Origin of the sequence: Hydrogenophaga sp. PML113 (genome assembly GCF_001777155.1) — a bacterium.
Lineage (GTDB): Bacteria > Pseudomonadota > Gammaproteobacteria > Burkholderiales > Burkholderiaceae_C > Hydrogenophaga > Hydrogenophaga borbori.
Window position 1 is genome coordinate 13,381 of sequence record NZ_MIYM01000001.1, and the last position, 12,103, is coordinate 25,483.

The following is a 12,103-nucleotide window of genomic DNA, read 5'->3' on the forward strand; positions in this document are numbered from 1 at the left end:
TTCGCGGTGGCCGGGCAGCTGCAGCTCGCCCGTGCAGCGTCCGTTGATCGATTGCGTTCCAAACGGCCAAGAACCTGGCATGGAGGACTCCAAAGGAAGTGAAGCCCCCATGGGTGGCGACACCCTCGCTTCGGTTCGGCCCGAAAAGGCCTATGCGCCAAGGCGTAGGTCAGCGGGACGATGCGGCGCCGGTCAGGGCCGAAGCGTGCCGGCCAGCAGGCCGGCGGGCGATGCCGGCGTTGGGCCACGGGCCCCCGGGCTGTGCCCTCAGCGCGCGAAGCGCTTGCGCGTGAGGGCCAGCGCGAGCCAGAACGTTCCGATGGCGTAGACCACCAGGACGAGCAGGTGCAGCGCCGCGTCCGTGGGCCATTGGTCCAGGAACAGCGGGCGCACCAGCTGCACCGCGTGCGTCAGCGGCAACAGGTCGGAGAACAGCAGCACCGGCGCCGGCAGCTGCTCGCGCGGGAAGAACACGCCCGAGAGGAACATCATGGGCGTGATCACCAGCGTGAAGTAGTAACTGAAGAAGTCGTAGCCCTTGGCCAGCGCGTTGAACACCAGCGCGATGCAAGAGAAGGTGATGCCCACGAGGCCCAGCACCGGCCAGGCCACCAGCAGCTTGGGCGAGTGCGTGATGCCCAGGCCCAGCATCACCAGCAGGATCACGGACACGGTGAACAGCGACTTGAAGCCGGCCCACAGCATCTCGGCCAGCACCACGTCGTCCAGGCGCACGGGCGCGTTCATGATGCCGTCCCAGGTCTTTTGCACGTGCATGCGCGAGAAGGCCGAGTACAGCGCCTCGAAGGTGGCCGCGTTCATGGCGCTCATGCAGATGCTGCCGCTGGCCAGGAACAGGATGTAGGGCACCGCCACCGAGCCGCCGGGCGTGCCCATGTTCACCGTGCCCACCAGCGCGCCCAGGCCATAGCCGAAGGCCACCAGCCAGATCAGCGGTTCGGCGATGTTGGCCACCACGCTGGGCAGGGCCAGCTTGCGCCAGACCAGCAGGTTGCGCAGGAACACCGGCCACCAGCGCCAGGACAGGCGCGGCGGGGCCCAGGGATTCATGGGGGTGAGGGTGGTCGTGGTCATCAGCCGTCTTCCCTGATTTGTCGTCCGGTGAGCTTGAGGAACAGGTCCTCGAGATTGGCGGGCCGGTGCAGCGTGCGCAGCTGGTGGTGCTCGCCCAGCGCGGCCAGCAGCGGCTGCGCCTGCGCGGTGTAGAAGAACACGGTCTCGCCGCTCACCTCCACGCGCGCGGCCAGGGCGCGCAGCGGGGCGTGTTCCTCGCGCTGGGCGAGGTCCAGCGCGCCGGGGCCGTAGACCTCCACCACGTCGGGCTCCAGGTGCTCGGCGATGAGCGCGCGCGGCCGGCCTTCGGCGATCTTGCGGCCGTGGTCCAGCACCAGCAGGCGCGAGCACAGGCGCTCGGCCTCGTCCATGAAGTGCGTGGTGAGCAGGATGCTCTTGCCCTGCTGCAGCAGCACCTGCAGGCGCTCCCACATCAGGTGGCGGGCCTGCGGGTCCAGGCCGGTGGTGGGCTCGTCGAGCATCAGCAGGCGCGGGTCGTTCACCAGCGCGCGCGCCAGGCTCAGCCGGCGCTTCATGCCGCCCGACAGTTCGCCCGGGCGGGCCGTGGCCTTGTGCGTGAGCGCGGCGAACTCCAGCAGGCGCGGGATGCGCGCACGGATGACGGCGTCCTTCAGGCCGAAGTAGCGGCCATAGACCAGCAGGTTCTCCGCGCAGTTGAAGTCCGGGTCCAGCGTGTCCATCTGGGCCACCACGCCGAGCTGCGCCTTGATGGCCATGGCGTCGCGCGGCATGTCCTTGCCAAAGGCGTGGATGCGCCCGCCATCGGGCGCGGTGAGGCCCAGACACATGCGGATGGTGGTGGTCTTGCCGGCGCCGTTGGGGCCGATCACGCCAAGGCATTCGCCAGGGTGGATGGCGAAGCTCACGCCGTTGACCACCGTGTTCTCGCCGTAGCGTTTGACCAGCTCGGCGGCTTCGAACAGGGGTGTGCTCATCCGAGGCATTGTGCCTGCCGCCTCAAACCCCCACGGGTTCCACTTTTACAATCCGCCACCCATGTCGCTGGCCGTCCAACTCCAATACCTTTTGCCCAAGGGGGCGCTCACCCGCCTGGCGGGCGCCTTCGCCGGCGCGCGCGCCGGCGCGCTCACCCAGTGGGCCATCCGCCGCTTCATCGCGCGCTACCAGGTGAACATGGCCGAGGCGGCGAACCCCGATCCCACCGCCTACGACACCTTCAACGCGTTCTTCACGCGTGCCCTGAAACCCGGCGCGCGCCCGCTGGCCGACGCGGCCTTCGTCTGCCCGGTGGACGGGGCGATCAGCCAGCTGGGCCGCATCGAAGGCGACCGCATCTTCCAGGCCAAGGGCCACCACTACGACACGCGCGCGCTGCTGGGCGGCGACGCGGCGCTGGCCCAGGCCTTCCAGGGCGGCAGCTTCGCCACCATCTACCTGAGCCCGCGCGACTACCACCGCATCCACATGCCGGCGGCGGCCACGCTGCGGCGCATGCTGCACGTGCCGGGCGAACTGTTCTCGGTGAACCCGGCCACGGCCGCGGGCGTGCCGGGCCTGTTCGCGCGCAACGAGCGCGTGGTCTGCCTGTTCGATATGCCTGTGGGCGAACGCACCGTGCCCTTCGCGCTGGTGCTGGTGGGCGCCACCATCGTGGGCAGCATGGCCACCACCTGGCATGGGGTGGTCAACCCGCCGCGTCCGGGCACCGTGCGCGAATGGCGCTACGACGACACGCCGCTGCGGCTGGACAAAGGCGCCGAGATGGGCCGCTTCCTGCTCGGCTCCACGGTGGTGCTGCTGTGGCCGCCGGACACCATCGCCTTCAGCCCCGACTGGACCGCCGCGCGCCCCGTGCGCCTGGGCGAGGCCATGGGCGGCGCGCTCTGAATCTTTCTTTCCTCAGGACATCACCATGACCACGCTCGGCACGCCGCTGTCGCCCTCGGCCACCAAAGTCATGCTGCTGGGCAGCGGCGAACTCGGCAAGGAGGTGCTGATCGCCCTGCAGCGCCTGGGCGTGGAGACCATCGCGGTCGACCGCTACGAGAACGCGCCCGGCCATCAGGTGGCGCACCGCGCGCACACCATCGCCATGAGCGACCCGGCCCAGCTCAAGGCGCTGATCGAGCGCGAGCGCCCGCACCTGGTGGTGCCCGAGATCGAGGCCATCGCCACGCCCATGCTGCAGGAACTCGAGGCCGCGGGCGTGGTGCGCGTGATCCCCACCGCGCGCGCCGCCCGGCTCACCATGGACCGCGAGGGCATCCGCCGCCTGGCGGCCGAGACGCTGCGCCTGCCGACCAGCCCCTACCAGTTCTGCGATTCGCTGCAGGAGCTGCAGGCGGCCATCGACAGCGGCATCGGCTATCCCTGCATCGTCAAGCCCGTGATGAGCAGCAGCGGCAAGGGCCAGAGCAAGATCGACGGCCCTGCCGACGTGCAGAAGGCCTGGGACTTCGCCATGGCCGGCGGCCGGGTGAGCCACGGGCGGGTCATCGTCGAGGGTTTCATCCGCTTCGACTACGAGATCACCCTGCTCACGGTGCGCGCGCTGGGCGCCGGCGGCCAGGCCGAGACGCATTTCTGCGAGCCCATCGGGCATGTGCAGGTGGGCGGCGACTACGTCGAGAGCTGGCAGCCGCACCCCATGAGCGCCGAGGCCCTGCGCAAGAGCCGCGAGATCGCCAAGGCCATCACCGACAACCTGGGCGGCCAAGGCCTGTTCGGCGTGGAGCTGTTCGTGGCCGGCGACCAGGTGTGGTTCAGCGAGGTCAGCCCACGCCCGCACGACACCGGCATGGTGACCATGGTCACGCAGTGGCAGAACGAGTTCGAGCTGCACGCGCGCGCCATCCTGGGGTTGCCGGTGGACACCGCGCTCAAGAGCCCGGGCGCCAGCGCCGTCATCTACGGCGGCGTGGAGGCCCAGGGCATCGCCTTCGACGGCGTGGACGAGGCCTTGCGCGTGCCGGGCACCGAGCTGCGCCTGTTCGGCAAGCCCGAGAGCTTTCAGAAGCGGCGCATGGGTGTCGCGCTGGCGCGCGAGGCCGACGTGCAGCGCGCGCGCGAGAACGCCAAGCTCGCGGCCTCGACGGTGAAGCCGCACCGGGCCGCCTGACTCAGCCCTTGACCTGCTGCGCCGCGAGCGCCACCGCTTCCTTGATGCGCTGGTAGGTGCCGCAGCGGCACAGGTTGCCGCTCATGGCCGCGTCGATGGCGGCCTCGTCGGGCCGGGGGTTGCTCTTGAGCAGCGCGCAGGCGCTCATGAGCTGGCCGCCCTGGCAGTAACCACACTGCACCACGTCCACCGCCGTCCAGGCCGCGCGCAGGGCGGCGATCTCGGGGCCGGTGATGCCTTCGATGGTGGTGATGGCCTGCCCCGCGACCGCGGAGACCGGCGTGACGCAGGCGCGGATGGGCTGCCCGTCGGCGTGCACCGTGCAGGCGCCGCACAGGGCCATGCCGCAGCCGAACTTGGTGCCGGTGAGTTTCAGGTCGGCGCGCAGCACCCACAGCAGCGGCGTGTCGGCGTCGGCATCGACGCTGACCTCGCGGCCGTTGACCTTGAGCGTGGTGGTCATGGTCGGTTCCTCAGGCAAGTGTCAGGGGCAGGCTGCGCAGGCGCTGCCCGGTGAGCGCGAACAGCGCGTTGGCCACGGCGGGCGCGATCGGCGGCACACCAGGTTCGCCCACACCCTCGGGGTGGCCGTCGCCCGGCAGGATCAGGCAGTCCACGCGCGGCGCCTCGTTCAGGCGCAGGATGGGCTGGTCGTGGAAGTTGCTCTGTTGCACCTGGCCGTCGACGATCTCCACGCCGCCGTGCAGCGCGGCCGACAGGCCGAACACCACGCCGCCCTCCAGCTGCTGGCGGATGCCAGCTGGGTTGACGGCGAAGCCGCAATCGATGGCGCACCACACGCGGTGCACGCGGATCGCCTTGTCGGGGCCGAGCGAGACCTCGGCCACCTGCGCGACCGTGGAGCCGAAGGAGTCGTGCAGCGCCAGCCCGCGCGCGGTCTTGGCGCCGTCCGGCGCGGGCGGCGAGGGCGTGCCCCAGCCCGCGGCGTGGGCGGCGGCCCGCAGCACGGCCAGCTGTTTCGGGTGCCGGCGCAACAGCGATTCGCGAAAGGCCAGCGGGTCCTGGCCCGCCGCGTGCGCGCACTCGTCGACGAAGCCCTCTTTGAAGAAGGCCTGGTGCGAATGCCCCACGGAGCGCCAGAAGCCGACCTGCAGCGGCGCGTCCACCTTGACGTGCGCGATGCGCGCGGCCGGCCATTCGTAGGCCTGGTCGAAAGCGCCCTCGCTGGTGGTCTTGTCGGGCCCGCCGCCGGGCAGGCCGAAGGCGCGCGTGAGCACCTGCGGCACGATGGCCTGGCCCGCGCTGGTGTTCTTCCAGGCGACGAGCCGCTTGTCGGCGTCGAAGCCGGCCTCGAAACGCGCCGCGCAGGCCGGGCGGTACAGGTCGTGGCGGATGTCCTGCTCGCGGCTCCACATCGTCTGCACCGGATGCCCCGGCACCGCCTTGGCGATGGCGGCGGCCTGGGCGATGAAGTCCACCTCCAGCCGGCGGCCGAAGCCGCCGCCCAGCATCAGCACCTGCACGGCCACGGCCTCGTCGGGCAGGCCCAGGGCCCCGGCCGCGGCCTGGCGCGCCAGCCCGGGCACCTGGGTGGACACCCACACCGTGGCCTTGTTGCCCTCGAACAGCACGGTGCAGTTGATGGGCTCCAGGGCCTCATGGGCCAGGTAGGGCGCGCGGTACTCGGCCTCGATGCGCGTCGTGGCGCCCGCGAGCGCGGCGTCCACCTCGCCGGTTTCGTAGAAGGCGAAGCCCCTTTCGGTGCGCGCGGCGGCGGCGAAACCCTCGATGGCCTGCGCGCTGGAGAAGCTGGCGAGCGCGCCGTGGTCCCAGTTCACGTCCAGCTTGTCGGCCGCCTGGCGGGCGCGCCAGGGGTGGTCGGCGATCACCGCCACGCCGCCGGTACCACCGCGCAGGGGTTCCACGGCCAGCACGGCCTTGACGCCGCGCACCGCGCGCGCCGCGGCGTCGTCGTGGCTGTGCGCGCGGCCGCCCAGGGCGGGGCACAGGCGCACGCTGGCGTACAGCAGGCCATCGGGCAGGGCGTCGATGCCGAAGCGCGCGCTGCCATCGATTTTGCCGGGCGTGTCCAGGCGGCGCGTGGGCTGGCCGATGCGCTTGAAGCGCTCGGGTGCCTTGAGTGGCGGGTCGCGCGGCAGCGCCAGCTGAGCCGCCGCGGCGGCCAGGGCGCCGTAGCCCAGGCGGCGGCCGTCGGGCGCGATCACCTCGCCGTTCTCGGTGCCGCAGTCGGCCGCGGCAACGCCCCATTGCGCGGCGGCGGCGGCCACCAGCATCTGGCGCGCGGACGCGCCGGCCTGGCGCATGGGCAGCCACAGGTCCTTCACGCTGGACGAGCCGCCGGTCATCATCACGCCGATCTCGCGCATGGCCTTGGCGGTGAGCCAGCGCACGGCGTCGACGGCGATGTTGTCGGTGTCGGGGTGCACCGGCAGGCCATCGACCACGCTGGCGATGTTGTTGTAGATGCCGTCGATGGGGGACTGCTGCCAGCGCACGCGCGACCAGTCGGCGTCCAGCTCCTCGGCCAGCAGCATGCACAACGAGGTGACCACGCCCTGGCCCATCTCGCTCTTGGCCAGCGCCACGGTGACCGTGCCGTCGCGCGCGATCCGGACCCAGCCGTTGAAGGCCACCTCGCCCTCGGCCGTGGGCAGCGGCTGCGCCGTGGTGAGGCGCTGGCGCGGTGGCATCAGGCCCCAGCCCACCACCAGGGCGCCGGCGATGCCCAGGGTGCCGAGGACGAACTTGCGTCGGGTGCTCGCCATGCGGCTTCTCCTTACTGGAAGGCCACCTCCGCGAAGCTCCTGAGCTTGCGGCTGTGCAGTTGGTCCACGCCGCCCGCGCGCAGCAGCTCCACCGCGCGGATGCCGATGCGCAGGTGCTGGTCCACGCGCTCGCGGTAGAAGTGGTTGGCCATGCCGGGCAGCTTGATCTCGCCGTGCAGCGGCTTGTCGCTCACGCACAGCAGGGTGCCGTAGGGCACGCGGAAGCGAAAGCCGTTGGCCGCGATGGTGGCCGATTCCATGTCCAGCGCCACCGCACGCGACTGCGAAAAGCGCCGCTGCGGCATGTTGTCGGGCAGCAGTTCCCAGTTGCGGTTGTCGGTGCTGGCCACCGTGCCCGTGCGCATGATGCGCTTGAGCTCGGCCGGCGGCACGCCGGTCACGTCGGCCACCGCGGCCTCCAGCGCGAGCTGGATCTCGGCCAGCGCGGGAATGGGCACCCACAGCGGCAACTCTTCATCGAGCACGTGGTCCTCGCGCACGTAGGCGTGGGCCAGCACGTAGTCGCCCAGCTGCTGCGTGGTGCGCAGGCCGGCGCAATGGCCCAGCATCAGCCAGGCGTGCGGTCGCAGCACGGCGATGTGGTCGGTGATGTTCTTGGCGTTGGCCGGGCCGACGCCGATGTTGACCATGGTGATGCCGCTGCGGTCCTCGCGCACCAGGTGGTAGCCGGGCATCTGCGGCAGGCGCGGCGGCGCGTGGCCCAGCTCGTCGCCGGGCCGCGCCTGCAGGCCCTTGCGCCGCGTGACCACGTTGCCCGGCTCGACGAAGGCCACGTACGGGCTGTCGGGCTTGTCCATCTCGGCGTGGCCGAGCTTGATGAATTCGTCGATGTAGAACTGGTAGTTGGTGAACAGCACGAAGTTCTGGAACCAGTCGGGCGAGGTGCCGGTGTAGTGGCGCATGCGCTGCAGCGAGTAGTCCACGCGCGGTGCGGTGAACAGCGCCAGCGGCTGTGCCTCGCCCGGGCCGGGCTGGTGCGTACCGTTGGCGATGCCGTCGTCCATGGCCGTGAGGTCGGGCAGGTCGAAGACGTCGCGCATGAAGGCGCGCCGCGTGGCGCCCATCTGGCCCTCCACATGGTCGTGCTCGGCGAACGAGAAATGGATCGGGATGGGCTGGGTGCTGGTGCCGATCTCGATCTCGCCGCCGTGGTTGGCCAGCAGCAGGCGGAACTGTTCGCGGTAGTAGTCGCCGTACAGGTCGGGGCGGGTGAGGGTGGTTTCGTAGCGGCCTGGGCCGGCCACGAAGCCGTAGCTCAGGCGCTGGCGGCCGAGTTCGTCGGCCCCCTCGCCCAGGCGCAGGTTGCTGTGGCTCACCAGCCGCGCGTAGGGGTAGCAGGCGCGCACGCGCACGCCGTGGAAATCGGCGCCGCCGACGTAGTCGTGCAAGGCCTGGCGCAGGAACTCGACGCTGTGCTGGTAGATGCGGCGCACCTGGTCCAGCGCGGCGTCCGGGTCGTCGAAGCGCTGGGGGGCGGTAAATTCGGGCGTTTTTTGCATGCGGCTATTGTGAAGTGAACGGCCTGAACTCCCCCGATTTGTCCCACGCGGCCGCCACCCTGGCCGTGGCGCTGGGCTGCGGCCTGCTGGTGGGCATCGAGCGCGAGCGGCGCAAGGGCGCGGGGCCGACGCGCGCCCTGGCCGGCCTGCGCAGTTTTGCGCTCACCTGCGTCACGGGCGCCGCCGCGGCGCTCACCGGGCTCAGCGGCATTGTGGTGGCGGGCGCGGCCTTCGTCGCGGGCCTGGGCCTGGTGGCCTACCTGAAGGACCGTTCCGAGGACCCCGGCGTGACCACCGAAGTGGCCTTGCTGCTGACCTACCTGGTCGGCGTGTTGAGCGCGCACAGCGCCGCGCTGGCGGCGGGCCTGGCCGTGGGCTTGACCGTGGTGCTGGCGGTGCGCGATCGCGCCCACCGTTTCGTCAACCACTGGCTGCGGGCGGCCGAGCTGCGCGACGGCCTATTGCTGGTGGCGCTGGTGCTGTTGGGCCTGCCCCTGCTGCCCGATCGGCCGCTGTGGGGCGAGGCGCTCAACCCGCGCACCATCGGCACCTTGCTGGCCCTGCTGCTGACCCTGCAGTCGGCGGCCCACCTGGCGCGCCGGTTGCTGGCCACGCGGCACGCGGTGGCGCTGTCGGCGCTGGCCTCGGGCTTCGTGTCGAGCACCGCCACCATCGCCAGCATGGGCCTGGCGGCGCGCGAGGGCAGCGCCCCCGCGCGCGCCATGGCCGGCGGTGGCCTGCTGTCTTGCGTGTCGACGCAGTTGCAGCTGCTGCTGGTGGCGGCCGCCGTGCGCCCGGCCTGGCTGCCGGTGCTGTGGCTGCCTGTGCTGGTGGCCGCCACGCTGGCGCTGGCCTGGGGCTGGTGGCTCGTGCGTGGCGAGGTCAAGGACGTGGTGGTGACGGGCGCCACCCCGCGCACCGAGGCCTTACCGAGCGCGCGCGACGACCGCATGTTCAGCCTGGGTGGCGCGCTGGCCGTGGCGGCGCTGCTGGCGGCCGTGCAGGCCCTGGTGCACGGTCTGCAGGCCTGGCTGGGCCAGGCGGGCTTGATGGCCGGCGCCGTGGTGGGCGCCCTGGCCGATCTGCACGCCTCGGTGGCGGCGGTGTTCAGCGACGCGGCGCCCGCTGAAGGGTCTCGGCGCGCGCTGATGCTGGTGCTGCTGGTGCACGCGGGCAGCAAGTCGGTCACTGCGTTCGCATCGGGCGGCTGGGCCTACCTGCGCTGGCTGGCGCCGGGGCTGTGGCTGCACACGCTGCTGGGCGTGGCCCTGCTGGCCTGGTGGGGCTGAGGGGGCCGAGGGGGACGCGAGGCCCGCCGTCCGCTCAGCGGCGCACCGGCTCGCGCATGGTGACGAACTCCTCGGCCGCCGTCGGGTGGATGCCGATGGTGCTGTCGAACACCGCCTTGGTGGCGCCGGCCTTGAGCGCGACGGCGAAGCCCTGCACGATCTCGCCCGCTTCGGCGCCGACCATGTGCAGGCCGACCACGCGGTCGCTCTGGGTGTCCACCACCAGCTTCATCAGCGTGCGCTCGGTGCGGCCCGACAGGGTGTGCTTCAAGGCCTTGAATTCGCTGCGGAAGACGGTGACTTCGCCAAAGCGCTCGCGCGCCTGGGCTTCTGTGAGGCCCACGGTGCCGATGCTGGGGTGCGTGAAGACGGCGGTGGGCACGAAGTCGTAGCTCATCTCGCGCGCGGCCTTGCCGGGCGCGGGGCCGCAGATGTCGTCCACCACCACCATGGCCTCGCCCAGCGCCACGGGCGTGAGCTGCACGCGGTCGGTCACGTCGCCGATAGCGCGGATGTGCGGCACGTTGGTCTGGTAGCGCCCGTTGACGAGCACCTCGCCCTTGGCGCCCTGGGCCACGCCCGCGGTGTCCAGCCCGAGCCCCTGGGTGTTGGGGACCCGGCCGGTGGCGTAGAGCGCGGCGTCCACGGTGAAGGTATTGCCGTCCTCGCAGCGCACCACCAGGCCGTCGGGGGTCTTGCGGATGTCCACCACGCCGGCATTGAGGCGCAGGTCCACGCCGGCCTTGGCCATCTCGCCCGCCGCGAAGTGGCGGATCTCGTCGTCGAAGCCGCGCAGCACCTGCTCGCCGCGGTAGAGCTGCGTCACCCGCGCGCCCAGGCCGTTGAAGATGGAGGCGAACTCGCAGGCGATGTAGCCGCCGCCGACGATGAGCAGGCGCCGCGGGAAGGGGTCGAGGTCGAACACCTCGTTGCTGGTGATCACGTGCTCGCGCCCGCTGAAGTGCGGCACGTGGGGCGTGCCGCCGGTGGCGATCAGGATGTGGGCGGCGCTGAAGCGCTGGTGGCCCGGTGAGCCGTCGGCGTGCAGCGTGGCGAGTTCGATCTCATGGTCGCCGGCCAGGCGCGCGAAGCCGTCGAGCCGCGTGACGCCGGAGCCGCTGAGCAGGTTGGCGTAGACGCCGTTCAGGCGCGCGATCTCCTTGGCCCGGTTGGCCTTCAGCGTGGCCCAGTCGAAATGGGCTTCTCCGACGCGCCAGCCGAAGCCGGCCGCCTCCTCGAAGGCTTCGTGGTAGTGCGCGGCGTAGCTGTACAGCTTCTTGGGTATGCAGCCCACGTTGACGCAGGTGCCGCCCAGGCCGTCGGTGCCCAGCACCTCGGCCAGGGCCACGCGCTGGCCGCGCTGCGCGGCCATGCGGGCGGCGCGCACGCCGCCGCTGCCACCGCCAATGACGAAGAGATCGAAGTCGTATGCGCTCATGGGGGCGATGGTAGGCCGCCATCAAAGGCCCGGCGCGCACCGGGCCATCGTCAGTACGTGTACACCCCGCGCCCCGTCTTGCGCCCCAGGTAGCCCGCGGCCACCATTTCCTTGAGCAGCGGGCAGGGGCGGTACTTGCTGTCGTTGTATTCCTCGACGTAGACGTTCATGACCGCCAGGCACACGTCCAGGCCGATCATGTCGGCCAGCGCCAACGGACCGATGGGCTGGTTGGTGCCCAGCTTCATGCCGGCGTCGATGTCCTCGGCTGTGGCCAGTCCTTCGGCCAGCACGAAGAAGGCTTCGTTGATCATGGGCACCAGGATGCGGTTGACCACGAAGCCCGGCGCGTTCTTCACCGTGATGGGCGTTTTGCCCAGGGCCTCGGCCAGGGCCTTCACCGTGGCGTGCGTGGCGTCGCTGGTCTGCAGGCCGCGGATGATCTCCACCAGCGCCATCATGGGCACGGGGTTGAAGAAGTGCATGCCGATGAAGCGGTCGGCGCGCTTCGTGGCGGCGGCCAGTTTGGTGATGCTGATCGAACTGGTGTTGGTGGCGACGATCACCTCGGGCGCGAGCAGCGCGTCGAGCTGCTGCAGGATCTTGAGCTTGAGGCCTTCGTTCTCGGTGGCGGCCTCGATCACGAGCTGCGCGCCCTTGAGGTCCTCGTAGTTCGTGCTGGCCCGGATGAGCGACAGCGCCTGGGCCTTGCCTTCGGCCGTCAGCTTCTCCTTCTTGATCAGCCGGTCCAGGCTGGCGGCCACGGTGGCCAGGCCTTTGTCCAGCGCGGCCTGCGCGATGTCGACCATCACCACGCGGATGCCGCTGGTGGCGCAGGCCTGGGCGATGCCGTTGCCCATGGTGCCCGAGCCGATGATGCCGACCGTCTGGATGCTGTTGCTGCTCATGCGAAGAACCTCGGAGAGAAAGGGGTG

At 71.1% G+C, this 12,103-nt stretch carries 10 protein-coding genes; 3 read left to right on the forward strand and 7 right to left on the reverse strand.

Annotated features, from left to right (window positions below; translation table 11 throughout):
• Positions 1 to 267 precede the first annotated feature (267 nt).
• Both BHU06_RS00080 and BHU06_RS00085 read right to left on the reverse strand, forming a co-directional pair.
• Positions 268 to 1,095 (reverse strand): ABC transporter permease, encoded by an 828-nt coding sequence (locus BHU06_RS00080; protein WP_070397107.1) that lies wholly within the window; start codon positions 1,093 to 1,095, stop codon positions 268 to 270.
• A complete protein-coding gene (locus tag BHU06_RS00085; protein ID WP_070397108.1) occupies positions 1,095 to 2,030 on the reverse strand; it encodes an ATP-binding cassette domain-containing protein in 936 nt (311 codons plus the stop codon). The genes BHU06_RS00080 and BHU06_RS00085 overlap by 1 nt, the downstream gene beginning before the upstream one ends.
• A 61-nt stretch (positions 2,031 to 2,091) precedes the next feature.
• Here BHU06_RS00085 and asd point away from each other — a divergent pair, with 61 nt between their 5' ends.
• Both asd and purT read left to right on the forward strand, forming a co-directional pair.
• Positions 2,092 to 2,943, forward strand: a complete 852-nt coding sequence (gene asd / locus BHU06_RS00090; RefSeq protein WP_070397109.1) for an archaetidylserine decarboxylase — start codon at positions 2,092 to 2,094, stop codon at positions 2,941 to 2,943.
• Between the two features lie 25 nt (positions 2,944 to 2,968).
• A complete protein-coding gene (gene purT, locus BHU06_RS00095) occupies positions 2,969 to 4,174 on the forward strand; it encodes a formate-dependent phosphoribosylglycinamide formyltransferase (RefSeq protein WP_070397110.1) in 1,206 nt (401 codons plus the stop codon).
• Between the two features lies 1 nt (position 4,175).
• Here purT and BHU06_RS00100 read toward each other — a convergent pair whose 3' ends face one another.
• From BHU06_RS00100 to BHU06_RS00110, 3 genes are read right to left on the reverse strand one after another with little or no spacing between them, the layout of a single operon-like run.
• Entirely contained in the window at positions 4,176 to 4,637 is a 462-nt protein-coding gene (locus BHU06_RS00100) for a (2Fe-2S)-binding protein (protein ID WP_070397111.1), read from the reverse strand.
• Positions 4,638 to 4,647: 10 nt separating this feature from the next.
• Positions 4,648 to 6,921 (reverse strand): xanthine dehydrogenase family protein molybdopterin-binding subunit, encoded by a 2,274-nt coding sequence (locus BHU06_RS00105; RefSeq protein WP_070397112.1) that lies wholly within the window; start codon positions 6,919 to 6,921, stop codon positions 4,648 to 4,650.
• A gap of 11 nt (positions 6,922 to 6,932) precedes the next feature.
• Positions 6,933 to 8,441: an AMP nucleosidase gene (locus BHU06_RS00110; protein ID WP_070397113.1), complete on the reverse strand. Its 1,509-nt coding sequence runs from the start codon at positions 8,439 to 8,441 to the stop codon at positions 6,933 to 6,935.
• A gap of 38 nt (positions 8,442 to 8,479) precedes the next feature.
• On the opposite strand from BHU06_RS00110, the gene BHU06_RS00115 reads away from it, so the two are divergent.
• Positions 8,480 to 9,730, forward strand: coding sequence for an MgtC/SapB family protein (locus tag BHU06_RS00115; RefSeq protein ID WP_254668094.1), 1,251 nt, complete (start codon positions 8,480 to 8,482; stop codon positions 9,728 to 9,730).
• Between the two features lie 34 nt (positions 9,731 to 9,764).
• On the opposite strand, the gene gorA is transcribed toward BHU06_RS00115, so the two are convergent.
• Both gorA and BHU06_RS00125 read right to left on the reverse strand, forming a co-directional pair.
• On the reverse strand, positions 9,765 to 11,168 hold the full coding sequence (gorA, locus tag BHU06_RS00120; RefSeq protein WP_070397115.1) for a glutathione-disulfide reductase: 1,404 nt from the start codon (positions 11,166 to 11,168) through the stop codon (positions 9,765 to 9,767).
• 50 nt (positions 11,169 to 11,218) lie between these two features.
• The gene (locus BHU06_RS00125) at positions 11,219 to 12,076 is read right to left on the reverse strand and encodes a 3-hydroxybutyryl-CoA dehydrogenase (RefSeq protein WP_070397116.1); all 858 of its coding nucleotides are present in this window, start codon (positions 12,074 to 12,076) and stop codon (positions 11,219 to 11,221) included.
• Between the last annotated feature and the right edge of the window lie 27 nt (positions 12,077 to 12,103).